The 26,273-nt window shown below is 65.5% G+C and carries 26 protein-coding genes and 1 pseudogene; 17 read left to right on the plus strand and 10 right to left on the minus strand.

Going from position 1 to position 26,273, the window contains the following annotated elements:
- Positions 1-199 precede the first annotated feature (199 nt).
- On the minus strand, positions 200-1,093 hold the full coding sequence (locus V5A38_RS08380) for a helix-turn-helix domain-containing protein (protein ID WP_332325305.1): 894 nt from the start codon (positions 1,091-1,093) through the stop codon (positions 200-202).
- 350 nt (positions 1,094-1,443) lie between these two features.
- On the opposite strand from V5A38_RS08380, the gene V5A38_RS08385 reads away from it, so the two are divergent.
- The 4 genes from V5A38_RS08385 (at position 1,444) to V5A38_RS08400 (ending at position 4,212) form a co-directional block, all read left to right on the plus strand.
- Positions 1,444-1,782 (plus strand): hypothetical protein, encoded by a 339-nt coding sequence (locus tag V5A38_RS08385; RefSeq protein ID WP_332325306.1) that lies wholly within the window; start codon positions 1,444-1,446, stop codon positions 1,780-1,782.
- Complete coding sequence (locus V5A38_RS08390) at positions 1,779-2,705, plus strand: alpha/beta hydrolase (RefSeq protein WP_332325307.1); 927 nt, start codon at positions 1,779-1,781, stop codon at positions 2,703-2,705. The genes V5A38_RS08385 and V5A38_RS08390 overlap by 4 nt, the downstream gene beginning before the upstream one ends.
- Before the next feature lie 92 nt (positions 2,706-2,797).
- On the plus strand, positions 2,798-3,805 hold the full coding sequence (locus V5A38_RS08395; RefSeq protein ID WP_332325308.1) for a PGF-CTERM sorting domain-containing protein: 1,008 nt from the start codon (positions 2,798-2,800) through the stop codon (positions 3,803-3,805).
- A complete protein-coding gene (locus V5A38_RS08400) occupies positions 3,802-4,212 on the plus strand; it encodes a hypothetical protein (RefSeq protein WP_332325309.1) in 411 nt (136 codons plus the stop codon). The genes V5A38_RS08395 and V5A38_RS08400 overlap by 4 nt, the downstream gene beginning before the upstream one ends.
- A 1-nt stretch (position 4,213) precedes the next feature.
- Here the strand turns inward: V5A38_RS08400 and V5A38_RS08405 are convergent, their stop codons facing one another.
- On the minus strand, positions 4,214-5,083 hold the full coding sequence (locus V5A38_RS08405; RefSeq protein WP_332325310.1) for a ZIP family metal transporter: 870 nt from the start codon (positions 5,081-5,083) through the stop codon (positions 4,214-4,216).
- Positions 5,084-5,291: 208 nt separating this feature from the next.
- Here V5A38_RS08405 and V5A38_RS08410 point away from each other — a divergent pair, with 208 nt between their 5' ends.
- From V5A38_RS08410 to V5A38_RS08425, 4 genes are all read left to right on the plus strand, one after another.
- Positions 5,292-5,636, plus strand: a complete 345-nt coding sequence (locus V5A38_RS08410; RefSeq protein ID WP_332325311.1) for a hypothetical protein — start codon at positions 5,292-5,294, stop codon at positions 5,634-5,636.
- Between the two features lie 132 nt (positions 5,637-5,768).
- Positions 5,769-6,734 carry an ABC transporter ATP-binding protein gene (locus tag V5A38_RS08415; RefSeq protein ID WP_332325312.1) on the plus strand — a complete coding sequence of 322 codons (966 nt, stop codon included), beginning with the start codon at positions 5,769-5,771 and terminating at the stop codon, positions 6,732-6,734.
- Positions 6,731-7,522, plus strand: a complete 792-nt coding sequence (locus V5A38_RS08420) for an ABC transporter permease (protein WP_332325313.1) — start codon at positions 6,731-6,733, stop codon at positions 7,520-7,522. The genes V5A38_RS08415 and V5A38_RS08420 overlap by 4 nt, the downstream gene beginning before the upstream one ends.
- A 301-nt stretch (positions 7,523-7,823) precedes the next feature.
- Positions 7,824-8,219, plus strand: coding sequence for a VOC family protein (locus V5A38_RS08425; protein ID WP_332325314.1), 396 nt, complete (start codon positions 7,824-7,826; stop codon positions 8,217-8,219).
- A gap of 29 nt (positions 8,220-8,248) precedes the next feature.
- Here the strand turns inward: V5A38_RS08425 and V5A38_RS08430 are convergent, their stop codons facing one another.
- Together V5A38_RS08430 and V5A38_RS08435 are read right to left on the minus strand one after the other, a co-directional pair.
- Entirely contained in the window at positions 8,249-9,349 is a 1,101-nt protein-coding gene (locus V5A38_RS08430) for an aminotransferase class V-fold PLP-dependent enzyme (protein WP_332325315.1), read from the minus strand.
- Positions 9,350-9,402: 53 nt separating this feature from the next.
- A complete protein-coding gene (locus tag V5A38_RS08435; RefSeq protein ID WP_332325316.1) occupies positions 9,403-10,167 on the minus strand; it encodes a DUF2071 domain-containing protein in 765 nt (254 codons plus the stop codon).
- A gap of 109 nt (positions 10,168-10,276) precedes the next feature.
- Here V5A38_RS08435 and V5A38_RS08440 point away from each other — a divergent pair, with 109 nt between their 5' ends.
- Positions 10,277-11,245 carry a DUF4349 domain-containing protein gene (locus V5A38_RS08440; protein ID WP_332325317.1) on the plus strand — a complete coding sequence of 323 codons (969 nt, stop codon included), beginning with the start codon at positions 10,277-10,279 and terminating at the stop codon, positions 11,243-11,245.
- A 148-nt stretch (positions 11,246-11,393) separates the two neighbouring features.
- The gene (locus V5A38_RS08445) at positions 11,394-13,544 is read left to right on the plus strand and encodes a S9 family peptidase (RefSeq protein ID WP_332325318.1); all 2,151 of its coding nucleotides are present in this window, start codon (positions 11,394-11,396) and stop codon (positions 13,542-13,544) included.
- A 93-nt stretch (positions 13,545-13,637) separates the two neighbouring features.
- Here the strand turns inward: V5A38_RS08445 and V5A38_RS08450 are convergent, their stop codons facing one another.
- Together V5A38_RS08450 and hpt are read right to left on the minus strand one after the other, a co-directional pair.
- Positions 13,638-14,087 carry a hypothetical protein gene (locus V5A38_RS08450; protein WP_332325319.1) on the minus strand — a complete coding sequence of 150 codons (450 nt, stop codon included), beginning with the start codon at positions 14,085-14,087 and terminating at the stop codon, positions 13,638-13,640.
- A gap of 154 nt (positions 14,088-14,241) precedes the next feature.
- Positions 14,242-14,808, minus strand: coding sequence for a hypoxanthine/guanine phosphoribosyltransferase (gene hpt / locus V5A38_RS08455; protein WP_332325320.1), 567 nt, complete (start codon positions 14,806-14,808; stop codon positions 14,242-14,244).
- A gap of 167 nt (positions 14,809-14,975) precedes the next feature.
- On the opposite strand from hpt, the gene mbhE reads away from it, so the two are divergent.
- The 7 genes and pseudogenes from mbhE (at position 14,976) to mnhG (ending at position 21,388) form a co-directional block, all read left to right on the plus strand.
- Positions 14,976-17,381 carry a hydrogen gas-evolving membrane-bound hydrogenase subunit E gene (mbhE, locus tag V5A38_RS08460; protein WP_332325321.1) on the plus strand — a complete coding sequence of 802 codons (2,406 nt, stop codon included), beginning with the start codon at positions 14,976-14,978 and terminating at the stop codon, positions 17,379-17,381.
- Positions 17,378-17,881, plus strand: coding sequence for an MnhB domain-containing protein (locus V5A38_RS08465; protein ID WP_332325322.1), 504 nt, complete (start codon positions 17,378-17,380; stop codon positions 17,879-17,881). Before mbhE ends, V5A38_RS08465 begins: the two co-directional genes overlap by 4 nt.
- Positions 17,878-18,207: pseudogene (locus V5A38_RS08470) on the plus strand (sodium:proton antiporter); the annotation flags it as partial. The gene V5A38_RS08465 and the pseudogene V5A38_RS08470, both read left to right, overlap by 4 nt.
- A 110-nt stretch (positions 18,208-18,317) precedes the next feature.
- Entirely contained in the window at positions 18,318-20,108 is a 1,791-nt protein-coding gene (locus tag V5A38_RS08475; RefSeq protein WP_332325324.1) for a proton-conducting transporter membrane subunit, read from the plus strand.
- On the plus strand, positions 20,105-20,692 hold the full coding sequence (locus V5A38_RS08480) for a Na+/H+ antiporter subunit E (RefSeq protein ID WP_332325325.1): 588 nt from the start codon (positions 20,105-20,107) through the stop codon (positions 20,690-20,692). Before V5A38_RS08475 ends, V5A38_RS08480 begins: the two co-directional genes overlap by 4 nt.
- On the plus strand, positions 20,685-20,972 hold the full coding sequence (locus tag V5A38_RS08485; RefSeq protein ID WP_332325326.1) for a monovalent cation/H+ antiporter complex subunit F: 288 nt from the start codon (positions 20,685-20,687) through the stop codon (positions 20,970-20,972). Before V5A38_RS08480 ends, V5A38_RS08485 begins: the two co-directional genes overlap by 8 nt.
- On the plus strand, positions 20,969-21,388 hold the full coding sequence (gene mnhG / locus V5A38_RS08490; protein WP_332325327.1) for a monovalent cation/H(+) antiporter subunit G: 420 nt from the start codon (positions 20,969-20,971) through the stop codon (positions 21,386-21,388). Before V5A38_RS08485 ends, mnhG begins: the two co-directional genes overlap by 4 nt.
- A 3-nt stretch (positions 21,389-21,391) precedes the next feature.
- Here the strand turns inward: mnhG and coaBC are convergent, their stop codons facing one another.
- The 4 genes from coaBC to V5A38_RS08510 all read right to left on the minus strand — a co-directional run bounded on the left by coaBC (position 21,392) and on the right by V5A38_RS08510 (position 26,035).
- Positions 21,392-22,567 (minus strand): bifunctional phosphopantothenoylcysteine decarboxylase/phosphopantothenate--cysteine ligase CoaBC, encoded by a 1,176-nt coding sequence (gene coaBC, locus V5A38_RS08495; RefSeq protein WP_332325328.1) that lies wholly within the window; start codon positions 22,565-22,567, stop codon positions 21,392-21,394.
- 140 nt (positions 22,568-22,707) lie between these two features.
- Positions 22,708-23,490, minus strand: coding sequence for a DUF429 domain-containing protein (locus tag V5A38_RS08500; RefSeq protein WP_332325329.1), 783 nt, complete (start codon positions 23,488-23,490; stop codon positions 22,708-22,710).
- 260 nt (positions 23,491-23,750) lie between these two features.
- Positions 23,751-25,718, minus strand: a complete 1,968-nt coding sequence (locus tag V5A38_RS08505; protein ID WP_332325330.1) for an ABC transporter ATP-binding protein — start codon at positions 25,716-25,718, stop codon at positions 23,751-23,753.
- 140 nt (positions 25,719-25,858) lie between these two features.
- On the minus strand, positions 25,859-26,035 hold the full coding sequence (locus V5A38_RS08510; RefSeq protein ID WP_332325331.1) for a hypothetical protein: 177 nt from the start codon (positions 26,033-26,035) through the stop codon (positions 25,859-25,861).
- Positions 26,036-26,273: the final 238 nt, after the last annotated feature.

Raw genomic sequence — 26,273 nt, forward strand, 5'->3', positions numbered from 1 at the left:
ACGTCGCCGAGGCCATCTGCGAAGTGGCCGACGAGATCGACGCGAGCGCGATCGCCTTCCACCCGCGTGAAGGCGGTCGACTCCAGAAGTTTCTCGCAGGTGACCACAGCTTCCGGCTGGTGATAGAGACCGAGCGACCCGTTATCGCGCTGCCTGACAGGGAGGACTGAGCGGTCGGAACCGACGTCGGTTCGCTCGCTCACTCGGCCCGTTCGGGCGTGACCTCGGAGGCGTCGATGATGTCGGTGTTTTCGTCGATCGTCACGTGCAGTTCCACGTCGTCGACGTGATAGCGAACCTCGACGCGCCACGGATCCCTCGAGAGGATTCGCTCCTCGGCGTCAGGGTAGGTCGTCCACGGGTGACGGTCGAACACGTCGATATCGTGTTTGCTGAAGAAGCCGATGACGACGGGGTCGGTGCTTATTGCAAACGGTGGGTTGCAGTAGAGCACCCAGCTACAGCGCCGACAATCGAAGCTCACGACACCGGTGTACTTCCGCTTGCCAAGTGCCGACATCCCGCTATCGTCGCCCGAAAGCGTCGCCTCGACAGTGCCGGCACAGTACGGACAGACACCCTGCTGGGCGGTGACCTGGTCCCGGAGAATCCACGCACTCCCCGCGGTGAGCATCGACTCCGGCTCATCCCGATCGAAGCTCCCCGGCGGGATGGGGTAATGAATGATGAGCTTCCCACACTCCACACAGCCCAGATGGAACTGACTGTTCTCGTACCACGCTTCGCCGGCAGCTTGACAGTCGTTACAGAACTCCCCTTCGACCTGGGTGGGCTCGACGTCGCCCTCGTCGATGTACGCCCCGGAGATAATCGCCTGATAGACGCTGATTCCCGGCGGGCGGAGTTTATAGCCGCCGTCAACTTTCCTGACGAATCCCCCGACAAGTTTTGTGAGGTGATAGTTGAACCGGCCGTTGTCCTCGACGCCGACCCGGCGCTGCAGTTCCGAAAACGACATCGGAATCTCATCGTCACCTGCCATCGCCTCCCCGAGGGTACGGAGGATGTCGAGGCGCAGTTCGTCTGAAAGCAGGTCGAACGCTTCGATGGATCTGTCGACACCCTCGGACATGGTATGTGAGGACAACGCCGGCGCGGTATATCTCTTCGGTCAGGCCACTCGTAGTCGGGTGTGATCCGGGTGCAGTATTGCGTTGGTGAGGTGAACTTCCGTTGGCACGATTGACAGCGTCCGGCACGCCCTCAAACGGTTTTTTGCATGACGGGAAGTGAAACACAGTTCACCGAGTGCTTTTGATGAACCGGAGAGTATACGCTGTTACGTGTGAGAGGGCGACTGCCTCTGACGTAACCACACCCCTGCCCTCACACACGGGACAGAGCTGTCCCGCTGACCTTCCGGCGGGAAGCTCGGTCCTTCCGTAAGCAACGTTTTACTCCCCGCCAGTGGAATCGCCGTTCATGACCGACGAGCTAACCGGAGTTGAAGCTGAACTCCGGAGCAACGCCATCAGCGTCGAACGGCTCGAACTGGGTGACCCCATCGAACTCACCTACACCACCGCGTTCCCGGGAGCGTCGGTGAACCACGGGGAGATCGGGCGTGCGCTCACCAGCTTCATCGACCTGTTCGAGGACGAGCTCGAAACGCGGCGTGTGGAGGGAACCGTGCTTCGAAGCGATTCGGACGTCCAGGGGGAGTGGCACGCCGAGGCGGACTGGTTCGAGGCGCTGGCCGATTACCGCATCAGCGAGACCGAGTTCTCGGCGCGCGTGCTCGACACGCTGGAGGAGCCGTGAGCGACGGTCACGCGCGGCGGGAGAAACCGAGCCGCTACGCGTTCTCGACGCGGGGTGTTCGCTTCGGCGCCGACGATGCGTGCCGTGGGCTGCTCTACACGCCCGACCGGCCCACCGACCCGCCAGTCGTCGTGCTCGCACCCGGCGTGGGACTCCCGTGGCGGCCAACGCTCGAAGCGACCGCCGAACGCCTTGCCGACCGGGGATACGCCGCGCTCGCGTTCGACCACCGCGGCTTCGGAAACAGTGGCGAGGGACAGCTCGTTTCGCCGGCCCGGCAGCGCGCTGACCTCGACGCAGCCATCGAGACAGCGCGCTCCGCACCGGAAGTCGACGGCAATAGCCTCGCACTCTGGGGGATGGACCTTTCGGCCGGCACCGCGCTCGCGGCCGCTGCCGAGTCGGCGGCTGTCGACGCCGTCATCGCCCGGTTCCCCGTCGTCGACGGAGCGACGCTCCTCCCGAAGTGGGTCAGCCCCCGACTCCGCGGGCTGGCAACGGGCGTAGTCGACTACCCGCTGTCGGTGCTCGGTCGACTGCGGGAGGTTCCGGCCGAGTGCCGCGGGAAGCGCGTCCCGCTGTTCGGTGCCGCTGATGCGGTCACAGCCATCGGCGCGGACGGTGCCGCTACCGGCGCACGAGCGGCTGTCGGGCGCGACCCGGGAACGACGCCTGCGCGTTCGCTCGTGAAACTCCAGGGTCACGATGTTCGCGGGTCAGTTGAGGAACTGAGATCGCCCATCCTGTTCGTCGCCGGCGAACACGATTCGATTGCGCCTCCCGACGCTGTCACCGCCTTGACCGAGTCGGTCTCGGCGGCGTCGCTCGTTCAGGTGCCGACTGACCACTACGAGCCACTCTCGGGTGGCGCGCTAGAACGGACGCTCAACCACGAACTCGCCTTTCTCGACACGGAGCTGTAGCGGGGGTTCCAGGGAGTAGCCGGCTGTACTCAGTCGGTCTGGCTGTGGCGTCTCACACAAAGCACTTGTAGCACTCACCTTACCGTTCCGACATGGACAGGGAACGACTACTTGCCGGCGCAGCAGTGCTGATCGTCGGAATCGCCCTCCTCGGCGCCGTCGTGGCGCCCGGTGTGCTCGCCGACCCGAGCGACGAGGGGCCGATACGCCCCGGACACGTCGACATCGTCGACACGGCCGTCTCAACTGGGGAGATAACTGGACAGACCGCGGAGCTAACGCTACATACCACGCTTCGCCACCGAGGCAACCCGACCGAGAACGTTTCGGTTCGGTTCAGGGCTATCGACACACAGTCAGGCTTGCTGAAAGCCGAAAAGCGCGTCGCGGTTGGAACGATGCGGAGCGACGGCGAGCAGGAGGTGTCCGCGACCCTCGCCGTCGAGCGCGAGGGCGGGTACCAGCTCGAAGCCGTCGTCTACCGCAACGACACTCGTGTCGACAGCTTCTCGCGGACCGTTCGAGGGGTTTCAGCGCTGACGCCCGGCTACGCCGAGTCGAACGTCTCGTTCACCGAGGACCCGGTGCTCGACCCCATCTCCGTCTCGGTGGTCGAGGCCAACGAAGACCGCACGACGCTGGAGCTCGGTGCCTGGCTCACCGCCGCGGGCCCCAACCAGGGGAACGATCTCTCGCTGACGTTCATCGTCCGCCAGGCTGAATCGAACGTCGTGGCCTCGCGCTCCACCGTCGACGCTGGTGACATCCGCGAGGGACGCAGCAGGATGGTCACCACCGAGGTGTCGGTGCCGAGCGAGTACAACTACTACATCGACGCAGTGCTGACCCGCGACGACGTCATGATCGACACCGCGAGCGGCGTGGTGAACCTCGACCCGACCGAGACCATCGATGCGAACCAGACTGAGCAGGAGGTCAAGTTCGATGCCGGTGAGTTCGCCGACACGCCCGAAGAGCGACCGGATCGGGACCAGAGAGCGACCGAGGCCGAGACCGTGACCGAGACGCCCGGCTTCGGGCCGGTCGTCGCCGTGGTCGCACTCCTCGCGGCTGCGCTACTCGCGAGGTGGCGACGATGAGTGACGAGGAGCAGGGAAACCGGGAACCAACTGCGGACCTTCAAGAGCACGCTATGACCGACGATACTGACGACAACGGACTCGAACAGGCGGATATCGAGAACGGCGAAACGGCGCAGGACGTCCAGGAGGAAGGGACAGCTGGTCAGGAGCAGTCACCAACGAACGGGGAGTCCGAGCGCCGGATCGACGACGACCTTCGGCGCAAGCTGAACTACGCGCTGCTCCTCGGGCTCGGGCTACTCGCCCTGATCGCAGTCATCCAGTTCTACCTGAACATGTCATCGGTGATCAACCAGTGGGTGACCCGCGAGTTCCGCTCGCTGTTCCAGGCGGCCTTCAACCTCGTGGTGCTTCTCGTCGTCGGCACAGCGATCAGTCTGCAGGTGAAGCGGCTCGCGGACTGAGCTACTGGACGACGGTCCAGGCCAGGACGACGACCAGCCCGCCCAGCACAGTCGAGCCCACCGCGTGGAGGCGGAGCCGGTCCAGTAGCGCGTGTGCGTCGCCCTCGACGGCGAGGGCGTCGTGAACTTCGCTCCCCAGCTCACACCGCGGGAGGAAGTCCATGGCGACGTGGAGAAACACGCCCGTCGCGAAGCCGAAGACGAGCCCTCGTAGCGCCGGCGACGCGGGGAGTGCGACGACGCTGCTGAGCACCGCGACGACGCCCACCCCGGCTGCGGGAACCAGTATCGGGAGCCACGAGCGCCCCTTGCGGGAGAGCCGGTCGGCGGCGGCGTAGCCTGCCGGCCCCTTGTGCGAGACGATGGCGACGCCAAGCAGCGGCCCGAGTTCGGGCATGTTCCCGTAGACGATGCCGATGATCGCGCCCGCCGCAGCGGCGTGAGCCGTCAACTGGGCGACGGTGGTGTCGACCCCCAGGCCGACGTGGGTGACACGATGCCCGATCGCGTGGGCGGAGAACCCGCCGAGAATGCCGACCGCGACTCCCAGCCCGCCGAACGCCGGATGGTGGCCGATCGCATCGGGAAGGAGGAACAGCGCGGCGCTGGTGACCATCGCACCGCTTGCCAGCCCGGAGCCCCAGACCAGCGCTGTCGGCTCACGGGAGCCTGTCCGCGCCCCCACCGCAGCCGCGGCGCCCATCGAGAGGAAGGCGACCCAGCCGATACCGATGAGCTTCCACGCACCGACTGCGACGGCGAGGACCGTCGCCGCCAGCAGGAGCACGACGCCGCTGAGACCCGTCAGCCATTCTCGGCGCTGATCGACCGTCCTGCCCCCGCCGTCCGCCGAACTACCGTGGGTGTGCATCTGGTTATGAATAATGCTGCATCTGTTAATAAACCCTCGTTGTCCCACTTGGTGTGTGAGGTTCCCGATGGAACAGACGGACGCACGGAGGATGATCGAACGAGCTATGTCGCGCTTCTTGCTCCCGATATCGAGCGTCAGGCTCCAGTTATCAGTCAGTCTGAGTCCCACAAAACATTTATACTCCAGTGGCAGTTCGTGTTTGTCCATGCGGGGGACACTGACGCTGCTGACAGAGGAGGCGGGCGACCTCCTGTTGGTGACGTCGCTGGTCTTGATTGGGCCGTCGTGGGTCGGGGGCATCGAACTGCTTTCGACATTCGGTGTCGACGGCAGCGCAGCGGCGTTCCTCAGCGGTGCGTACGCGTGGGGCCGGGGCGCGCTCTCGGCCGCACTACTGGCCCGAAACGCCCGTCGTGGCTCACTCGCCTTCGGCGGCGCGTGGCTCACGAGCGCGTTCGAGTCCATCACCGAACAGGGCCCCTTCACCACGGCGTACCCAACGCCCGCGGCGGCGGAGTTCTCGCTGTGTCGAACGGCGCAGGCAGTCTAACGCCCGACGCTGTTCGCCACCTCGGAAACCGGCGGTCGTTCAGGTCCTGATTCCTCGCTGTCTCTCGCCCCGGAGGTAGCCGCTTCGCCGGCGTTCCGAACGCTTTACCCAAACCCAGCGCGGAGTTCGGCTATGCACGCGGCAGTCGTCGCCGATGGGCTGTGCAAGCGCTACGGCGACACCGTTGCCGTCGACGGCGTCTCGCTCGCAATCGACGAGGGAGAGGTGTTCGGCCTCATCGGCCCGAACGGTGCAGGGAAGACGACGCTCGTCCGGTGTCTTACCGGAACGACGAGCTACGACGGGACGGCATCGGTGTTCGGTGCCGACCCCAAGGCCGCCGAGCGCTCGCGTATCGGCCTGCTTCCGCAGTCGTTCTCCCCGCCCGAGCGGCTCACGGCCAGGGAACTGGTCGACTACTACGCAGGGCTCTACGACGATGCCCGCGAGACGGATGCAGTACTGCGGGACGTTGGTCTCGAAACCGACGCCGATACCTGGTACGAGAAGCTCTCTGGCGGCCAGCAGCGACGGGCCTGCGTCGGCATCACGCTCGTCAATGACCCGGACGTGCTGTTCCTGGACGAGCCGACGACCGGTATCGATCCGACAGGCCGTCGCGGGCTGTGGCGCGTCATCGAGGAGTTGGCTGCAGAGGGAACGACGGTGTTTCTCACGAGCCACTCGATGGACGAGGTCGAACGGCTCTCTGACCGGGTCGCGCTGCTCGCCGATGGCCAAATCGTTGCCTCCGGATCGCCGGCAGAACTCGTCGGGCAACACGGCGGCGACCCACGGCTGGTCATCCAGACTGAGGAGGGTGCCGAGGCACTGGCCAGGAGCGGCTACAATGTCGAGGAGGGGGCTGGCGAGGTGACGCTTCACGGGATCAACGCCAGCGATATCCACGAGGCCGTCGAGGCGTTGTCGGATGCCGGTGTCGAGTACGAATCGTTCACCTGGACCGAGCCGACGCTGGAGGAGGTGTATCTCGAACTCACGGGCCGGCGGTTCGGAAGTGAGCGCTCCCAGCGCGGGGTGGTCGCCGAGGACGGCAGCGCACCTGGAACTCTCGACCCCGATGGAGGGCAGCGATGAGCCGGCTGGGGCGGGTGATAAGCGAGTTCCACGCCGGCGCGCGGGCGTTCCTGCGACGCCGGACGGCGGTGTTTTTCACCTTCTTCTTCCCGGTGATCATCGTCCTCATCTTCGGCGTGCTGGTTCAAAGCCAGCCGACCGGGGGCGGGCTGTTCGCGGAGCCGCCGGGCTACTACCTGCCTGGCTATCTCGCGGTCGTCGTCCTGTTCACGCCGCTTTCCAGAGTCGGGAGCGAGTTCGCTCGGCACCGCGCAGGGAGCCGATTCGAGAAACTGGCGACGACGCCGCTGACCCGCTGGGAGTGGTTGCTCGCGCACACGCTGGTGAACGTGCTCGTCATCGGCGCCGCCTCGCTGCTCATCCTCGTCCTCGTCGTGGCGCTGACGGGTGCCAGCGTCGCCCTCGGCCCGCATCTGCTCCTGCTCATCCCCTTCGTCGCGCTCGGGGTGACGCTGTTCTGTGGGCTGGGCGCGGTGCTGGGCCGGCTGGCGAACTCGCAGGACGGCGTCATCGCCGCCAGTAACTCCGTTGCACTCCCGCTGCTATTCCTCTCGGAGACGTTCGTCACGCCGGCGCTGCTGCCCGAATGGTTCCGGCCCGTGACGGCGTTCTCGCCGCTGACGTACTTCGCTCGCGGCGTGCGCTATCTGACGTTCAACCGGGTGTCGGTCGCCCGAGTTGGCGCGCCGGAGCCGACGACACTGGCCCTCTACGACCTCGGGGTGCTCGGGGTGCTCGCCCTCGCATTCTTCCTCGCGGGCGCCTACGCGGTGCCGAACAGCGACTGATCGCTGCCCGTCCCGGGCACGAGTTTTCCACGGTGTCAGGATTCGATTCGCGTCCGATGCCCGGCTGTCTCAACCACTGGCAGAACAGCGGTGGCGGAGGCGCCGGCTCGTAGCCCCGCGGTTTCCATCTTCACGACGCTGTCGGGTGAGCTGGGACGGGGCCATCGCCGGTTCAGACGGTCACCGCTTGCTTCGGGAGTCGTCCGAGCAGTTCGACGGTCCGGTGGTCGACGGCTGGCGGCGTCACCGGACTCTGCCGACCAGCAGATGGTTTATCAGCTGGGCGAACAGAGCGGTGGCTATGACCGACACTGGGACGCAGGGCGACGAGGCAGCAGGAGCAACCGACGACCGACCAGCGGGAGCTGGCGGCATCGTCTTCTTTCGAACGAAGAACAGGGAGCAGCTCGTCGCGTGGTACACCGACACCGTCGGCGCAGACGTGTGGCTCGAACAGCCCGGCTGTACGATACTCTCCTTCGAGGGGTTCCGTTTCGGCTTCTGTGACGGCGAGGAAACTGAAGAGAACGGCATACTCACGTTCGTCTACGACGACGAGGACGCCGTCGACGCGATGCACGAACAGGTGAGCGAGGCCGCTGAGGAGGAGCCCCACGTGAACGAGCGCTACGAGATCTACCAGTTCTTCGCGTCGGACCCGGACGGCCGGACTGCGGAGTTCCAGACGTTCCGGTAGCGACTCGCAGAGTCCGCTGAACGCCCGGTTCAGAGCGCCTCGAGCAGCGCGTCCACGTCTTCGGCCGTGTTGAACACGTGAAGGGAGGCTCGAACACACTCCGGGGAGGAGAGCGTCCGGACGAAGATATCCTCGGCGGCGAGGCGGTCGACGGTCGCCTCCGGATCATCGGCCTCGAAGCTGACGAGGCCCGATTCGTACCCCTCCGGTGAAAGCAGACGCTCACCGAGCCCCGCTTTCAACCGGTCGGTCAGTCGCGCGCTTCGGGTCGCGATGGTGTCGAAGCCGACTTCTTCGATGGTTTCGATCGCGGTTTCGAGTCCGACATAGGGCGCCGGTGTGGTGGTCCCGACCTCGAACCGGTTTGTGCCGGCTTTGAACTCCGGTTCGGCGGCGCCGGGCGCCTCGACGGAGCGGTAGCCAACCTGTGCCGGCCGGAGCCCCTCGGCGATATCGCGGTCGATGTAGAGCATCCCGGCACCCCATGGACCGAGCAGCCATTTGTGGCCAGCACCGACGACGAAATCCGCACCCCACTCACGCACGTCGAGGGGGCGTTGTCCGAACGTCTGGACGGCGTCGACGAGCACCAGACAGTCGTGTTCGTGAGCGAGTTCGACCACCTCCGGAATCGGGAGCTGGGTGCCGTAGTTCCAGCTGATCGAGCTGAGACAGAGCAGCCGCGACTCCGCGACGGCATCCTCGATAGCATCCATATCGAGCCGTCCGTCGTTCGTTGGGACGATGCGCACGCCGACGCCCTGCTCATGGAGGTTCCACCAGGGGAGGATGCCGGCGCTGTGTTCCAGGTCCGTCCGGGCAACGGTGTCGCCGGCCTCCCAGTCGATGGCGGCAGCGACGCGGGCGATGCCGTCGGAGGTGCTCTCGGTCAGCGCGATTTCCTCCGGGTCGGCGTTCAGGAAGTCGGCGACGGTCTCACGCGCGTCGTCCAGTGCGCCGAAGGCGGCGGGGTACGCGCCCTCCCCAACCGGTGCTTCGGTTTCGTGGTAGCTGACGAACTCGGAGACGGCGTCGACAACCCGCTGCGTTGCGGGACCGGAGGCACCGGTGTTCAGGTACACACTATCCTCGCAGGCGGGGATATCGGCTCGGAGTGACTCGGGAGTCATAGTTTCGCTGTGGTCCGGACCCACCTGAAGGTAGCGGCGTCCGGCCGGGCGAGTCAGTCGAGTTTCCGCACCCGGTCGGCCTCGACCGGGACGCCGGGGGAGTAGTGTGTCAGCGGTTCAGCGTCTGGCCGCTCGAACCCATTGGCCTCGGGCAGGTTCGTCGACCGCAGGTCGAGGTCCGCCTCGTACAGGTCCCACGGTGGGTGGTGGACGTCGCCGTAGAACAGGTCGCCGTTCGTTTCGGCCTCGGCACCGCCGACGTCGCCGCCTGCCAGGTAGAACCGATAGTTCTCGACGAGGAAGTTCGCCAGTGTCCCCTTGCCGGGTCGGAAGGAGTCACCGAGCGGGCCATAGGTGGCGTCGATGTAGGCATCGGCGACGCTGCGGTGGACTCGATGGCTGACGAACGCCACCGCTCGGGTCGTCCCCGTACCTGGGCGGTCGTTTTCCGGTAGCCGGCCGCTTCGCTCGATATCCATCGTCGCCCGGTAGTAGGGGAGTTGGTAGAACCGGCGCGCAACGGGAACCCCCAGCGGGTCGTTGGCGTCGAGATTGTAGAAGTAGATACCCTCTCCGCCATCTGGGCCGACGACGTACGTCCGGAGATTCACCTCCCCGAAGGTCAGGCCCAGCGCGCGTGGGACGCCGCGCGGGCGAATGTCCTCCATCACGAACGCGATGATGCCGAGCCACGCCGACCCGTCGTGGGTTCTGGCCTCGATCCCGGCAGGGAGGCGGTTATCGACGGTTTCGGGCGCGACCGGCCAGTGGACGAACAGGGCGTCCCGCCAGTCCATCGAGAGATACTGACGCTGCATACCCCCTGTTTATACCGCCGGGGCCTTCCCGATATCGGCCCTCGCGGTGACTAAAAGCGCTCTTTGTGGCTACGGACTTTTTTTGCCGTTTCGGGGGCCACAGAAACCCATGCGAGCTAACCGACCGGTGATGGCGATTGCGCTGGCCTGCCTCCTCCTGCTCGCAGGCTGTAGTGGAAGCGGCGGGCAAGATATGGCTGCAACGGAGGCGATGGGGGGCGGGGACGGCGGGGACGTCGCCGAGAGCCGTGCGGAGGCGACGGGCACGCCGGCGGATCGGTCCGGCGGGGCAGCGGCCCAGGATAGCACCCGGAAGCGCATCCGGACCGCGGAACTCAGGGTGACAGTCTCGGAGTTCGAAGCCAGTCGCTCGAACCTCTCGACAGCGGTCGCCAGCTACGGCGGCTACGTCTCCAGTTCCGAGATCCGGACCGAGGAACGGCGCAACGAGACCTACTCCGACGGCACTATTGTCTACCGCGTGCCCGCGGAGAACTACTCCGTGTTCATGGAGGCCGTCAAAGCACAGGGGACGGTCCAGGCCGAGACAGAGGACGTAAACGACGTGACTCAGCGCCACGCTGACCTCGAGGCGAGACTGGAGAGTCTCCGAGCCGAGCGCGACCGCCTGCGTGAACTCTACGAGCAGGCCAACGATACCGAGGACGTGCTGGCGGTCCAGCGTGAACTCGCCGACGTTCAACGCGAGATCGAGACCACCGAGGCCAGGCTCAGGACGCTGGAGAACAAGGTGGCCTACTCGACGATCACCCTCCATCTCCACGAAGAGCGCCCCGAGTACACCCCGCCCGAGCAGGAGAAGTGGTACGATACGGGCGTCATCACCGCGTTCCTCGAGTCCGTCGACGGCGTCGTCGTGACACTCCGGGCAATCGTCGTCGGCCTCGCGTACGTGCTCCCATACGTCGTTGTCCTCGGCCTGCCAGCCTTCGGGACTGTGGCGCTGGTTCAACGGCTGAGAAGTGGTGGCGGCGGCCCCAGCCTCCCGTTCACCGGTACCGGGGGTGGTTCGGCCGAGGACGGCGATGGCGATGACCAACCTGAGAGTGAGGAGTAGCGGGAGCGAGTCCCAGTCCTGGGCGATTTCGAGAGTGTTTGCCTCCCCGCTCGCAGTGTGAGAGGCAGTTTGCCTCCGCTCCCGCTGGTCGCGCAGTTTCCCTGCCTCTTCCCCCATGCTTTTCGCAATACGGTGATTGGGTGGGATGATGAGTGAGTTACCACTCGACGCCTACTACGACCTCTCGCAGGTCGGTGCCGTCGCGGTCGACCCGAACGGCGAGCGGGCGGCGTTCACGACGACGGAGTACGACCCAGAGAACGACGAACAGGTTTCCTCGCTGTTCGTCGTCCCGACAGACGGCAGCCGGGACCCCCACCGACTCACCCGCGTCTCCGGCGCGAGTTCGCCGACGTGGTCACCTTCGGGAGACCGCCTCGCCTTCCTCGCCAGCCGCGATGAAGATAGCGACCTCCGAACCGGTCGCGAGGAGGACGAAGAGGACGAGGAGGAAGAAGAGGACGAGGAGGAAGAAGCGGAGGCCAACGGGAACGGCGGCGAAGAGGAAGAGCCCAAGTCACAGCTTTGGCTGTTCGACCTCGCGCTCGGCGGCGACGCCCAGCAGATAACCGACTTCGAGGAGGGCGTCCGGGAGTTCGATTGGGCGCCCGACGGGAACCGGCTTGTCGTCACCGCGCGCGACCCCACCGACGCCGAGGAGCAGTACCTCGACGAGCGTCGCGAGGGCGGCCCCATCGAAACCGAGCGCGTCCAGCACAAACTCGACGGCGTCGGCTGGACCGACAGCGTCAGGAGCTACCTGTTCGTCGTCGGTGAGGAGTCGGTCCACGGCGACGACGCCGCGGACGCCGACTCCGCCCGGAAACTGGCGGACGCCTACGGCCAGGGCGCCTTCGAGGGGCTGAGCGGTCTCCAGCCCGACTGGGGCGAAAGCGGCGAAATCGCCTTCATCTCCTGCCGGGAGGACGAGCCGGATAACACGCTCATCACCGACGTGCTGACCGTCTCACCTGCGGGCGGCGAGGCGACGATCATCACCGACAGCGATATGAGCTGTAACAGCCCGACGTGGTCGCCGTCCGGCGACCGGCTGGCGTTCTCCGCTGGCGACGACACGAACTGGTGTATCCCGACGGAGGCCCGCGTCTGGGACGGCGACGAGTACGTCTCTGTCACGGCCGACCTCGACCGCACGCTCGCGCGTGGCTCCTCGTTCGAGTGGGCCGACGACGAGACGTTCTACACGCTCGTCGGGGACGAGGCTCGTACTCGTGTGCTGCGCTGTGAGGCGGGTGAAGCGGACTGGGAGCGAACGTTCGAGGCGCAGGGCGACGACCGCGCCGTCACGGGGCTCTCTATCGGCGGCGACACCGCCGGCCTCGGCTTCTCGCACCCGAACGAGGGCCACGATACGTACGCACTCCCCGTCGACAACCTCAGCGCCGCCGCGGAGCCTGACTCCCTTACCCGGCTCTCTGCGGTCAACGCTGACCTGATCGAGGAGTACGAGATGCCCGACGTCCGACGCGTCGAGTACGAGAACGACGGCTGGGAGATCTCTGGGGTGCTCTATCACCCGCCGGAGTACGAACCCGGGGAGTCCGACCCGGCGCCGCTGGTCTGTGCGATTCACGGCGGTCCCGTCTCCTACGACGAACCAGTGTTCGGCTTCGACCACGCCGCGCTCACCTCGCGTGGCTACATCGTCTTCCGCCCGAACTACCGCGGCGGCTCCTCCTACGGCCGGAAGTTCTGCGAGACGCTCCACGGCCAGTGGGGGACCGTCGAGGCCAGCGACATCGCCGCCGGCATCCGGGAGATGATCGACCGTGGCTGGGCAGACGGGGCCCGCACGTTCGGGTACGGCTTCTCCTACGGCGGCATCTCGCAGGGCTACCTGGTGACGCAGTACCCCGACCTGCTCACCGCTGCGGCGCCCGAACACGGGATCTACGACTTGCGCTCTGCCTACGGCACCGACGACTCTCACGTCTGGATGGAGAACGAGTACGGCTTCCCGTGGGAGAACCCGGAGGAGATCGACGCCTCGTCGGCCATCACCGACGCTGGCAACATCGAGACGCCGCTGCTGATCACCGCCGGTGGCGAGGACTGGCGCTGTCCGCCGTCACAGTCCGAACAGCTCTACGTCGCCGCACAGCGCGCCGGTGCGGAGTGCCGACTGGTTCTCTACGAAGGGGAGAACCACAACATCGGCGACCCCGACCGCGCCATCCACCGGCTCGAAGAGCTGACAGCGTGGTACCGACGGCACGACCCCGAGGTCGAGGCCGAAGACGCTGCAGACCCTCACGGTCGGCAAAACGGCGAACAGTAAGCAGCCCTCACGCGGCCTTTTTCACCAGAAGCCAGGCGCCGGGGTGAGGCATGCGAGTCACGCTCTCCCAACCAGGAGAGAGTGCTTCCTGGCTCAGTCGTCGTCCAACCGGTCCTGGTACACACGCGCGAACTGCTCGTTCTCCTGCCGGCCATGGAGCGTCGGGGAGGCAAACCCCGTGAACATCGCCACGACCGCGAGCGCTGCGAAGACCGAGAGCATCGGCGTCGGCTCCCGAAGGAGTACCGAACCAGTGCCCGTCAGCCAGAGAATGACGCTGTAGAACGTGGCCAACAGTAGTGAGATGAGCCCTCCCTCCTCGTCCAGATCCCGGACGGCGAAGCCGAAGGTCGCGCAGATAAACACGAAGGGCAGGGGCGCGAGCGAATCGAGCCTGAACTGCATCCCGCTGGCAATCGTGACCAGCGCGAACACGCCCAAGAGGAGGGGAACAACACGGAGTAACGCCCACCAGAACGTCCAGTAGGACACCGGTTGCTCGATCGAGAACCAGCGGGCGAGTCGGCCGGGGAGCCGAACCATGTCTCTACTGTGAACCGAGTGCCGACTAAAACGTACCTATTTGAGTACCACGTCTCTGTCGTGAAAATTACTCAGTCCCACACGACCCTCGTCCCCCAGGCGTCGTTCTCCCGCCGTACTGGCGGCAGACGGCCACAACCGGTACTCCCTGCCGTCAACCGTCGCCGTGTTCGTCGACGATGACGACCGCTCCGTCCTCGACTGTGACGTTGATAAGCGATTTGTACTCGTACTCGGTGTTGTCGAGTTCGTTGTCGCCGGCTTTCTTGATGACCGCCATCACGTCAGCGAGGTCGGCGCCGATGCTATCCAGCGCTTCACAGATGGCCGAGAGCGTGCCGCCCGTCGAGAGGACGTCGTCGATGACCAGCACGGTGTCGCCCGCCTCCACGTCGTTGATATACATCTCGGACTCGGAGTAGCCGGTCTGTTGAGAGAGCGACACCTCCCCGTCTAATCCGTACTGACGCTTCCGGATGACGACCATCGGAATGTCCGTCATCAGGGAGACAGAGGTCGAGATGTGGATGCCCATCGCTGCCGGCGTGACGATCTTGTCCACGTCCGAAAGCTCTACTTTTCGGCAGATCCGGATGACGATCTCCCGAAGCAGTCCCGGGTCCAGCGTCGGAACCCCGTCGCTGACAGGATGGACAAAATACTGATACTCACCCTTCTCGATGATGGGTGCCTCCAGCAGAGAGCGGCGAAGTTTATCCATGTCTCAGGTTCCAGATGCGGTGTGTAAAGCATGGCGGTCTCGGGCGACAGCTACCACGCGTCGACTCGACGGAGCGAACCGGCAGGATCTATCCGTTCTCCAGCTTGACCACACCGCTTGGCCCGAAGTTCCGAACACCTAAGTTCCGCCTGACGCGATTGTTCCGCGTGCAATCGACACTGCTCGTCCTGACGTTGGTCGGGCTCCCGTTTGCCGCGGCGGCGGTCATTCCGGCCCTCTATCGTGTGCTGGGGGAGCGAACCGCATACGCGGCAGCCGCCGTGGCTGCGGTCTGTCTGGGCATCGTCGCCCAGCTTCACGCCGCGGGAGCCCATGGCGTCGTCTCGGTGGAGTGGATCCCGAGCCTCGGCGTCTCGCTTTCGTTCTACGTGGACGGCCTCTCGCTGCTTATCGCCTATCTCGCCACCGGCGTCGGGACGCTAATTCTCACCTACTCCGGCGGCTACATGCACGGCGAACCAGGGCAGGCGAAATACTACGCCACGCTGCTCGCGTTCATGGGCTCGATGCTCGGGGTCGCGCTGGCGTCGGACCTCGTCGCGCTGTTTACGTTCTGGGAGCTCACCTCCGTCTCCTCGTTCCTGCTCATCGGTCACTACACCGGCGACGATGACTCGCTCTACGCCGCCCGCAAATCCATGCTCATCACCGTCGCGGGCGGCCTGTTCATGCTCGTGGGGTTCGCGCTACTCGCGTGGGCGGGCGAGACGTTCGCCATCCAGGAACTTATTGGGAATTCTGACGCCGTTATCGCGAAACTCCGCGGCGCTGGGCTGTTCGTCCCGACGCTACTCCTGCTCGGCGTCGGCGCCGCGACTAAATCCGCACAGGTCCCGTTCCACGTCTGGCTGCCCAACGCGATGGAGGCACCGACGCCCGTCTCGGCGTTCCTCCACTCCGCGACGATGGTGAAAGCCGGCGTCTATCTCGTTGGCCGGTTCCGACCGTTCTTCCTCACGGGTGAACAGAGTGGCATCCCCGCCTGGACGTTCGTCTTCGTCGCGCTCGGCCTGCTGACGATGACCGTGACGGCGATTCTGGCGGTCGGCGCGACGGACATCAAGGAGCTGCTGGCCTACTCGACGGCCTCCCATCTCGGACTTATCGTCGCCGGCTTCGGCTTCGCGGAGGCCATCGGCGGCGAGGCCGGCTCGTTCCACATCCTGAACCACGCGTCGTTCAAGGCCGCGCTGTTTCTCGTCGCCGGGATTATCGCCCACGAAGCGGGGACACGGAAGATCAAGCAGCTCGGCGGGCTCCGGACGGAGCTCCCGATCACCGCAGCCGTCGCCACCGTGGCCTCCCTCTCGATGGCGGGGGTGCCGCCGTTCAACGGGTTCTACTCGAAGGAACTGCTGTTCGACGCGGCCTGGGAGTTCGGCGCCCACTACGGCGGACTGACGTGGCTCGCGCCGGTGATCGCCGTCTTCGGCTCCGTCTTCACGTTCCTCTACTCGATCCGGTTCCTGATGCTGTTCTGGGGCGAGAAGACCGACCACGTCGCCGAGACACATGTCCACTCGCCGGGGCTCGCGCTGCTGGCCCCACCTGCGCTGCTCGGTGGAATCGTCGCGTTCATCTCGCTCGACGTGGCTGCCGGGACCCACATCACGACGGAGTTCATCGCGAACGACGCGTTCGCGAGCGTGCTCCCCGGGGATCCGGGTCACCCGGAGCTCCACGCGAAGCTCCCGGACCACGTCTCCCCGCCCGTGATCATGAGCGCGCTCACGATCCTCACCGGCGCGACGCTTTACCCACGCTACAGCCAGCTTCACGAGTTGATTAACGAGCTCACAACCGGCCCGATCCGCGCCAACTGGTGGTACGACAACGGCGTGACCGGCCTCACTGCCGCGAGCATTCGCGGGACGCCGTATCTCGAACCGACGCTGCTTCGGACCTATCTCGTCTGGTCGGTGGCGGCCATCGTCTCGCTCGCGCTGGGGGGCTACCTCGTTGCCGGTGTTGCTCTCCCCGCGTTCACCGGGCTTGGCCCAGGGATGGCCATCCGCGTCGCGATCGTGCTGCTGGTCGCTGTCCTCGGCGCGTTCGCCGTCGGGCGGGCGCCATCCCACATTGCGGGCGTCCTGACCCTCTCGATTCTCGGGTTCATGGTCGCGATATTCTTCATCCTGGCCGATGCGCCGGACCTGGCGCTCACCCAGCTGGTCGTCGAGACGCTCGTCTTGGGGCTGTTCCTGCTCGTGCTCGACCAGCTCCCAGCCTACTACGGTGAATCTGAGCGCGCAGTGGCGATCCGGGACGGCGTGCTTTCGGCGCTCGCCGGGCTGACCGTGACGGTGACGGTGCTGATCACGACCGCCGCGGAGCCGCCGTCGACGATGAAGGAGTTCTTCGTCGCCCGGGCGGGCGTGCCCGCCGAGCACGGCGCCGTTTTCACCGACTACGGTGGCGGTGGCAACATCGTCAACGTGATCCTGGTCGACTTCCGGGCGTTCGACACGCTGGGGGAGATCTCCGTGGTGGCGATGGCGGCGCTCGCAGTCCTGACGTTGGTCCGGATGCGTGACAATGGTGAGATGCGATGAGTGAAGCCGAGGAGCGCCAGGTTGAGTCGGCCGAGAGCGCACCCCGTGAGTTCGGGCGCGAAACGACCGTCATCGCCCGGACCGTCGTCCGGACGGTCGTCCCCATCATCGTCGTGGTGGCGCTCTCGCTGTTGTTCCAGGGCCACAACCTCCCTGGCGGGGGGTTCATCGGCGGCGTGCTCACGACCACCGCGTTCGTGCTGGTCTACATCATCTTCGGGCTGGATTACATCCGCGAGGAGCTACTCCACCGTCCGCGGTTCGACATGGCGGGAGCCTACCGATGGCTCTTCTCTGTCGGGCTCGCGATCGCGCTCCTCTCGGGACTGGCGCCGATTCTCTTGGGCTACCCGTTCCTGACTCAGGGAGTGGCGTTCGTGACGGGGATTCCTCTCTACCACGAACTGGAGGTGGCGTCGGCGCTGGCGTTCGACCTCGGCGTCTACTTCGTCGTGGTCGGGGGGCTGCTCACCGTCATCGCGGAGGTGGGGTCGGAATGACGCAGTTCGTCCTCGCAGTCGTGCTTGGCACGCTGTTCGCCATCGGGACGTTCCTGATGCTCCGGCGGGACATCGTCCGAGTCGTCTGGGGCGTCACCATCGTGAGCCAGACCGCGAACGTGTATCTGGTGACGATGGGTGGGCTCGGCGGCGGCGCGCCAATCCTGGGTCACGGCCATGCGCCCGACACAGCGACGGTCTCGGACCCGCTGGTACAGGCGCTCGTGCTGACGGCCATCGTCATCGGCTTCGGGACGACGGCGCTCGCGCTCGTGCTCACCTATCGAGTGTATCAGGAGCACGGCACCATCGACCTCCACACTGTCGCCGAGGAGGGGGCAGTCACAAACTCCGAAGCGGTGGCGGATGGCGGCGCGCCGGACGCGGTACCCAATGACCACACCGCCGACGACCCAGTCAGCGGGGGTGAGCGCGAATGAGCACCTCCCACCTCGCGGTCTCGCCGCTGCTCATCGCGCTGCTCACTGCCGTCGCCACGCTGCTGACCGGTCCCACGCCGCGGCTCCAGGGTGGGCTGAGCGTCCTCGGCAGTGTCGGCTATCTCGGCGCCGTGCTCCTGCTCGCCAACCGAGTGTTCGCCGGTGAGACGCTCGTCTACCAGGTGTCGAACTGGCAGGCACCGTTCGGCATCGTCGCCGTCGCCGACCCGCTCTCGACGTTCATGCTGGTGCTCACGGGGGTGGTATCGCTGCCTGCGCTCGTCTACGCCGTGGACTTCATGGACGAGTTCAGCCAGCGGCTCTCGTTCCATACGCTCTGGCACTTCATGCTCGCAGGGGTCTCCGGCGCGTTCCTCACGGGCGACATCTTCAACCTCTTCGTCTGGTTCGAAGTGATGCTGATGTCATCGTACGTGCTCGTGCTGTTCTACTCCGGCGCACGGCACACCCGCGCGGCGCTCTCCTATGTCGTGCTGAACCTGCTCGGCTCCGCCGTCATGTTGCTGGCCATCGGCGGTATCTACGCGACGACCGGAACGCTCAACATGGCAGATATGGCCCGATTGCTCGCCGCGCCTGACTCCGGTGTCGCAGCCGTGCCGACGCTCGGGCTTGGCGCGCTGCTGTTCTCGGTGTTCGCACTGAAAGCTGGCATCGTCCCGTTCCACTTCTGGGTGCCGGCGGCCTACCGGGCCGCCCCCGCCCCGGTGACGGCGATGCTCGCTGGCGTCGTGAAGAAGGTGGGCGTCTACGCGATCGTCCGACTCTACTTCACCGTCTTCGCGGCCGCCGAGGTCGGCGGCTTCGCTCTCCCGGGACTGGTGCCTGCCGGAGATGGGGCGTTCCTCGGCTTCTTCGGTCCCATCTTCTTCGTCCTCGGTGCAGCGAGCATCCTGCTGGGCGGCGTCGGCGCCGTCGGCCGTGAGGATATCGATGGGATGTTGGCGTTCTCCTCGATCGGGCAGGTGGGCTTCATCCTGCTCCCGCTCGGGGTGGCGGCGACGGTGCCGTCGCTTCGCGTGCTCGGCGTGACGGCGGCGCTGCTGTACTCGTTCAACCACGGGCTGGCGAAGGCGCTGCTGTATCTCGTCTCCGGCACCATCACGGACGCCGTGGGCTCCGACCGCTTCGAGACGCTCGGCGGCGTCGCCGGCCAGGCACCGCTGGTCGCCGCCGCCTTCTTCGTCGGGATCCTGGCGCTCATCGGTATCCCGCCGTTGCCGGGGTTCTTCGGGAAGTTCTTCGTCTTTCGGACGGCTGCGGAAGCGTGGGCGCTCGGCGCCCCCGGCGCGTCACTCGCTGTCGGCGTCGCGCTCGCCGGCGCGGTGCTCACGATCGCCTACTTCTCCCGAGTCTGGAACGAGGTGTTCTGGGGAGCGGCGCCGGCCGCGGTGCTCGCGGGCTTTGGCGGCCGGCTTCTGGAAACCGACGGCGGCGACAGGGCCGAGGAGGCTGACGACTCCGAGATTCCGCCGGCCATCAACGAGGCCGCTGCTCCGGTTCAGGCCGGCGTCCTCGTCTCCCTGGCGCTCGCACTGGTTGTGACCGGTGTCGGCTTCGAATTCGTGCTCAGCGCTGCCGAGGCGGCCGCGGAGGCCGCACTCGACACAGCCGGCTACATCGAAGCGGTCTCGCCAGCCACGAATGCGGGTGAGTCAGGGTCGGCCCACAGCCTGCTGCTCCTGGTGGCTGGGCCGGCGCTTTCCCGCGGCTGTCGACTGCTCGCTGCTCCGCGGGCCGCGGTTGCCCGGTGGTGGGAGCGATGAGCCGTCGCTGGCCCGGCAACGGGCTGCTGCTTGCACTGCTGTGGCTGTTCGTCCGCGGGATGGAACTCACGCCGACGCGAGTCGCCGAGGAGTTCCTCATCGGCCTCGCACTCGGGCTGCCACTGGCGTTCGCGACGCGTCGGTTCTACGGCCAGTCACTCCCGCTCAGCCGGAACATCCGGGTGGCGCCCTACGCCATTCTCTACGTCTCGATCTTCCTCAAGGATCTCGTAATCGCGAACTTCGAGGTTGCGTGGATGGTGCTCTCGCCGAGCCTCCCGATAGAGCCCGCCGTGGTCGAGGTGCCGCTCCGGGTCCGGTCGGACGCGGCCATCACGACGATTGCCAACAGCATCAGTCTCACTCCCGGAACACTCACAATGGATTACGACGCCGACCGAAACAGCCTCTACGTACACAGTATCGCCGCACCCAGTCGCGACGCGGTTATCGACCCCATCCGGGTGTGGGAGGAGTACGCCCTCGCCATCTTCGACGAGGAGCTCAAACCGGGAGATCCGGTGCCCGACCCCGACGTCGTCGAGGAAGGCGACGGGATGCTCGGAGGTGACCGCGATGAGTGAAGCGACCGGGCTGCTGGCGATGGTGCTCGAAGGGGGGCTACTGCTCGCCGCGCTGGTGACGCTTGCCGCCAGCTACCGGGTCATCATCGGGCCGACCGTCCCGGACCGGGTCGTTGCTCTCGACGTCATCGCCACGAACGTCGTCGCCATCGCCCTGCTCTACTCGATGTACACCGACTCCGGGTTCTACGTCGACGTCGCGGTCGTCCTCGCGATCATCGGCTTCATCAGCACCATCGCCGTTTCTCGCTTCATCACGGAGGGGGACATCATCAGATGACCGACCCGATACTCCTGCCACTGGTCGCCGAAGGGGTCCAGGGCACCGCGAACACCGGTCCGGTGAGCCTCCTCAGATTCGCGCTGGTGTCGCTGCTCGTGGTCGTCGGTGTGTTCTTCCTCATCGTGGGAACGGTGGGCCTGATTCGGCTGGGGAACGTCTACAACCGGCTGCACGCAACGACGAAGGCGACGACGATGGGGACTTCCTCCATTGCGCTCGCGACGTGGGTGTATCACGCGCCCGCAGGCGAGGGGCTGCCGGCGCTGGTCACGGTCGTCTTCCTCTTCGTGACCGCGCCGACCGGCGCCCACCTCATCAGCCGCTCCGCTGAGCGGATGGGCGTGGAGTTCCTCGACGGCGTGAGCTGGCCGGGGCGAACCGACCAGCGACCCGAAGAGCCGGGCAGCGAGTAACGGTTAGGCCGAAGACGCTGCTGCCAATCGATCCGCGACAGCCAGCCCGAGCCCGGATTTCTCGCCTTCGTACGGTTCCTCGGTCGCCGCGTCGACCAGCAACGCTCGGGTGCGGTTCTCGCCCATCACGCTCGCGTCGTTGGCGACGACGAACACGGCGTCGATACGCTCAAGCAGTGACCGCGCGTGCTCGACCAGCGCCGCGTCGTCGCCGGCCGTTTCGGCCTTGAATCCGACCAGCGGGAGGTCGCGGTACCGCTCCCGGACCGCGTCGACGAGTTTCGGGGTCGGTGTGAGGCTGAGGCTGAGTTCCTCCTCGCCCGACCGGATTTTTTCCGAGGCGGAATCGACGGTGTAGTCCGAAATAGCTGCCGCCGAAATCAGGGCGTCGGCGTCCGCCACGGCGTCGAACGTCGCCTCCTGGAGCTCCGCGACGGACTCGATCCACGTCGTCTCGGCGTAGTGGGTATCAGGCCGGTCGCCGAGCATGTCGCCGTGAATCAGTCGCACGTCCGCCCCACGGACGTGGCAGCCACGAGCGACTGCGCGACCGGTCTTTCCGGACGCGCGGTTCGTGAGCGCCCGAACGGGGTCGACCTTTTCGGTCGTGCCGCCGGCGGTGACGACCACTGTGTCGCCAGCGAGGGGCTGTTCGCCCGCTGCTCGTGCGACGCTCGTGAGGATAGCTGTCTCAGTCGCGATCTTCGCCTTCCCCTCCTCGATGCGAGGGTCGACCGTCTCCACGCCCCATTCTTCCAGAGTCGCGAGCTTTTCGGGGATTGCGGGGTGGTCGTACATCGGTTCGTGCATCGCCGGCGCGACCACAGTCGGGATTCCGGCACCCAGCGCCGTCGTCGCGCAGGTGGTGACTGGCGTATCGTCGATGCCCGCGGCGATTTTCCCGACGGTGTTGGCCGTCGCTGGCGCGACCAGTAACACGTCCGCCCACCCCGCACGGCCACAGAGCTCGACGTGCTCGACGCTCCCGGTTATCTGGGTCACAACCTCGTTCTCTGTGGCGAACTCCAGTGACCACGGCCCGATGATGTTGGTCGCGGCGTCGGTCATCACGGCCCGGACCGCGGCGCCTTCCCGCCGGAGTTCGTGCGCGAGTTCGACCGTTTTCACGGCGGCGATACTGCCGGAGACTCCGAGAGCGACGTTGACGCCGTCGAGCATTGACGCCTGTTCGCATGGGATGTCCAAAAGCATCCTGCATCGCCGGCCCCCCCTCGCGGTGGAAGCGACCCTCCGCAACTCGTTGACCTCGGAACCCTCCGATCAAGCTGTCAGCTCGTCCGTGCTGGGAACAGCGGAGTTCATCGTGGGTGGTCCAGCTCTGTTGGGGCTACTGTCGAAAGGCGGGTCTGCGTCACATCATTCGGATAGACCATCTGCATCGGAAGGCCCCGCGCATCTCGCGGAGGGTCGTCCCCCTCAGGCAGTCGGGTCAGTTCACTCATCGGGCGACGGGCTGTAACTGCTGCCACCACGGCATCCAGGATATCGTCTTTGGCTCGCAGGAACGAGGCATACTCTGGAGCGAGATAGAGGTCACAGGCCTCCTCGTAGATAGATTCTGCTTCCGAGTGCTCGTCCGCGATCAGGGACTTCCGCCGGTCGATACCCTCCTCGGTCTTCTTAGACGGGACTGTCTCTTGTCCGTTCAGCGAGTAGAAGCAGAGCTCAGGATGTGTCTCGAACACGCGGTCTCTGGCGCCCGGATTCATGTCGAAGAACTCGTCGACCTCTCGAATTCGGGGGACGATACCCCAGGCCTGGTTCTGAATGCTGTATCCGACTTCTTCGTTTCTCCCTTTTGCATTGTCAAGATTCTGTTCATACACTGCATCCCGGATTGGTGTGTAGAAGACGCTCCGCCCCTGTTGGTCGAGTGCCCGTTTCGCCTCGACGTCGCAGGCTCTCCGACTCGTCGATGGAAGTCCAATTGGAATGTCGATGAGGATGCGAGAAGCGTCACTATGGTGCTTCCAGAGACTCCATATCGTCGGGAAGTGGTCAGTCTCCCACGAGTTGTCGTCCCTGAGGATAACTCCGAACCAGCCTTTCGAGGCCCAATCGAGTCCAACGTACTTCGCCATGAGGCCTACTACCCAGAGGACTGCAATAATTGTACGCAGGTCTGGATGGCTCGGTTATGAACCCATAAGTATAAGATATTTGTTATTTATTCCGACTCGGTCCGGCTGCCCGCCGGACAGACAAGAATTTTCCGCGATGTGGAGTAAGGGAGCTCTCACTACCTATCCACTCACTCTTCGCTCCGGATCGATACGCAGAGAATCGGCTGAGTTGTGGGGCGATAATACGTGAAAACGGTTCGAGCGCTGTCGAAGCGGCGTCAGTCGTCGTTCGGGCTCAGGCTATCCGCCTGTGCGTCGAGCCTGTCGGTTCGCTCGGCGGCGCGCTCGCGAGCGCGCTGGACGAACGCTTCGGGAAGGTCGTCGATTTCGCCGGCCTGAACTCCCCAGAGCTTCGCGTAGAGGCCGTCTTCTTCGAGCAGCGATTCGTGGTCGCCCCGTTCGACGATCTGGCCGTCCTCCAGCACGAGGATCTCGTCGGCCTCCCGCACCGTCGAGAGCCGATGGGCGATGACGAACGTGGTGCGATCCGCACTCAGCGTATCGAGCGAGCGCTGGATCAGCATCTCCGTTTCGGTGTCGACGGCGCTGGTCGCCTCGTCGAGCACGAGCACCTCCGGGTCCTGCAGCATCGTTCGGGCGATGGAGAGGCGCTGTTGCTGGCCGCCCGAGAGTTTCACCCCGCGCTCACCGATACGGGTGTCGTACCCGTCCGGAAGCGCGGTGATGAACTCGTGAGCCTCGGCCGATTTTGCAGCGTCGATGACCTCCTCTCGGTCGGCTCCGAACCGACCGTAGCGGATGTTCTCGGCGACGGTGCCGTCGAAGAGGAACGTCGTCTGGGAGACGTAGCCGATGTGGTTCCGCAGGCTCTCGAGTGAGAGCTCACGAATATCGTGGCCGTCGAGGCGCACCTCGCCGTCGACAGGATCGTAGAGGCGAATCAGCAGCTTCAGGAGTGTCGATTTCCCCGCACCGGTCGGGCCGACGAAGGCGACGGTCTCCCCCGGCTCGGCCTCGAAGCGTACCTCCTCGATCACCAGCTCTTCTGGCTCACCATCCGCCACGCCGGCGTAGCCGAAGTCGACGTGGTCGTACTCGACGTGGCCCTCCACGTCCTCGAGTTCGACGGGGTCCTCGGCCTCGGTGATCTGAGAGGGAATATCCATGAGGCCGAACACGCGCTCACAGGAGGCTTTGGCGTTCTCGTACTGATCGACGATGTTCGACACCTGGGCCAGCGGCGTGACGAACCGCTGGGTCATGAACAGGAACGTGACGAACTCCCCGGAGCTGAGCGTGCCGGTGAGAAACAGGGGGCCCTGGCCCCGAAAGATCCAGAGGCCGCCGATGATGAACGTGATGGCAAAGGAGATCCCGGCCAGGAGCTCCATCCCCGGTCGGTACACGTAGTTGAGTCGGAGCACTGCCATGGTGTCCCGGAAGTAGCGCCACGAGGCGTCCTCGACGCGGCCGGTTTCGTAGGACTCCGTCCCGCTGGTCTTGACGAGTTCGACGCCCGAGAGCGCGTTCTCGAGCCGGGTGTTGAGATTGCCGACGCTCGCCCGCCGGGCGACGTAGCGTGGTTCGACGGCCCGCATGAACCAGACCGTGAGCCCAAACAGCGCCGGCACCGCGACGAGTGTCACCATCGCGAGCTGCCAGTTCAGCGAGAAGAGGATGATGGCGATACCGACGATCATCACGCCCAGCCGCACCGAGTTCTGCAGGGCGTTGTCCAGGAAGTTCTCCAGGTTGTTCGCGTCGTTGTTCAGCACCGAGAGCACCTCCCCGGTCTGCTTGTCGTCGAAAAACGTCATATCCAGGCGCTGCATCGTCTCGAAGCTGTCCGTCCGCACCGCGTGCATCACGCGATGGGCGAAGTTGTTGGCAGCAACGCCGTAGACCCAGGTGAACACCGCAGTGACGATGAAGGAGCCCACGATGAGCCAGACGGAGAACCAGAACTGTTCGAGGTCGGTCGTCGGGAGCCAGCCGCTCGGTACCAGCGGCAGGCTGTATGGCGAATCGCCACTGAGCACGCTGTCGATTGCAACACCGAGCACCAGTGGCGGTAGCAGGCTCGCGCCGCGGGCGAACACGTTCGCAACCATCCCGACAGTGAGCCACTTCAGCCGCCCCGGTCCATACTCGGTGAACAGTCTGAACAGCGGCCGTTCGACGCGCTGTCGATAGATATCGAAGGCGCTCCCGTCTTCCGCACTCATTACGAATCGAAACACTGTCATCGCGGAAGAAGCCGTCGAAACCAGTCCGGAGCGTCAGGTCGAACGTCCCCGAACCGGGACCGGCGTCGACGGCTTGTTCGCCCGCGGGCGAACGGATACTCGCCAATTACGAGGAGCGTTCACCCGCAGATGACGACGAGAGTTTCGAGCAAGCCCGTCACGACTGCCGGCCAGCGGAGCAGGGGGTGGATGCTGCCCTCCTTCCGGACCCGGAGCGGCCGGAAGGACGTTTCTCTCAGCATCGGATACGCGTCGGCGACGGCGACGACGCCCGGAGCGCGCTGACGAAACAGCACTGCGATTTCTGGTGTGATCTTCCGAATGCCAGCCCCACGACGACCGGGAGGACGAACGCGTGACCCGCGGGCAGCGCCATGCTCCTCGAACTCGGCATCACCTATGCGTGGGAAGCCTCGCCGTTTACGGCGAGGAGGATGTCACTTCGGTTGGGCGTTGGGGGACTGATAGTGATTACTGCGAGTCCGTCCCGCCGTAACCATCCGTGTCGGTGATGGGAGCCCCTGAACCGGCGGC

The organism is Halolamina sp., assembly GCF_036626355.1.
Classification (GTDB): Archaea; Halobacteriota; Halobacteria; order Halobacteriales; family Haloferacaceae; genus Halolamina.

Bases quoted from the DNA above. Each gene is read 5' to 3' on its own strand.
- V5A38_RS08410 (WP_332325311.1), top strand. From the start codon at position 5,292: ATGCGGGGGACACTGACGCTGCTGACAGAGGAGGCGGGCGACCTCCTG.
- V5A38_RS08485 (WP_332325326.1), top strand. From the start codon at position 20,685: ATGAGTGAAGCGACCGGGCTGCTGGCGATGGTGCTCGAAGGGGGGCTA.
- V5A38_RS08480 (WP_332325325.1), top strand. From the start codon at position 20,105: ATGAGCCGTCGCTGGCCCGGCAACGGGCTGCTGCTTGCACTGCTGTGG.
- V5A38_RS08425 (WP_332325314.1), top strand. From the start codon at position 7,824: ATGACCGACACTGGGACGCAGGGCGACGAGGCAGCAGGAGCAACCGAC.
- V5A38_RS08450 (WP_332325319.1), bottom strand. From the start codon at position 14,087: ATGGTTCGGCTCCCCGGCCGACTCGCCCGCTGGTTCTCGATCGAGCAA.
- V5A38_RS08430 (WP_332325315.1), bottom strand. From the start codon at position 9,349: ATGACTCCCGAGTCACTCCGAGCCGATATCCCCGCCTGCGAGGATAGT.
- V5A38_RS08405 (WP_332325310.1), bottom strand. From the start codon at position 5,083: ATGCACACCCACGGTAGTTCGGCGGACGGCGGGGGCAGGACGGTCGAT.
- V5A38_RS08400 (WP_332325309.1), top strand. From the start codon at position 3,802: ATGAGTGACGAGGAGCAGGGAAACCGGGAACCAACTGCGGACCTTCAA.
- coaBC (WP_332325328.1), bottom strand. From the start codon at position 22,567: ATGCTCGACGGCGTCAACGTCGCTCTCGGAGTCTCCGGCAGTATCGCC.
- mnhG (WP_332325327.1), top strand. From the start codon at position 20,969: ATGACCGACCCGATACTCCTGCCACTGGTCGCCGAAGGGGTCCAGGGC.
- V5A38_RS08415 (WP_332325312.1), top strand. From the start codon at position 5,769: ATGCACGCGGCAGTCGTCGCCGATGGGCTGTGCAAGCGCTACGGCGAC.
- V5A38_RS08440 (WP_332325317.1), top strand. From the start codon at position 10,277: ATGCGAGCTAACCGACCGGTGATGGCGATTGCGCTGGCCTGCCTCCTC.
- V5A38_RS08380 (WP_332325305.1), bottom strand. From the start codon at position 1,093: ATGTCCGAGGGTGTCGACAGATCCATCGAAGCGTTCGACCTGCTTTCA.
- V5A38_RS08475 (WP_332325324.1), top strand. From the start codon at position 18,318: ATGAGCACCTCCCACCTCGCGGTCTCGCCGCTGCTCATCGCGCTGCTC.
- hpt (WP_332325320.1), bottom strand. From the start codon at position 14,808: ATGGATAAACTTCGCCGCTCTCTGCTGGAGGCACCCATCATCGAGAAG.
- V5A38_RS08420 (WP_332325313.1), top strand. From the start codon at position 6,731: ATGAGCCGGCTGGGGCGGGTGATAAGCGAGTTCCACGCCGGCGCGCGG.
- V5A38_RS08385 (WP_332325306.1), top strand. From the start codon at position 1,444: ATGACCGACGAGCTAACCGGAGTTGAAGCTGAACTCCGGAGCAACGCC.
- V5A38_RS08500 (WP_332325329.1), bottom strand. From the start codon at position 23,490: ATGGCGAAGTACGTTGGACTCGATTGGGCCTCGAAAGGCTGGTTCGGA.
- V5A38_RS08465 (WP_332325322.1), top strand. From the start codon at position 17,378: ATGAGTGAAGCCGAGGAGCGCCAGGTTGAGTCGGCCGAGAGCGCACCC.
- V5A38_RS08505 (WP_332325330.1), bottom strand. From the start codon at position 25,718: ATGAGTGCGGAAGACGGGAGCGCCTTCGATATCTATCGACAGCGCGTC.
- V5A38_RS08395 (WP_332325308.1), top strand. From the start codon at position 2,798: ATGGACAGGGAACGACTACTTGCCGGCGCAGCAGTGCTGATCGTCGGA.
- V5A38_RS08435 (WP_332325316.1), bottom strand. From the start codon at position 10,167: ATGCAGCGTCAGTATCTCTCGATGGACTGGCGGGACGCCCTGTTCGTC.
- V5A38_RS08445 (WP_332325318.1), top strand. From the start codon at position 11,394: ATGAGTGAGTTACCACTCGACGCCTACTACGACCTCTCGCAGGTCGGT.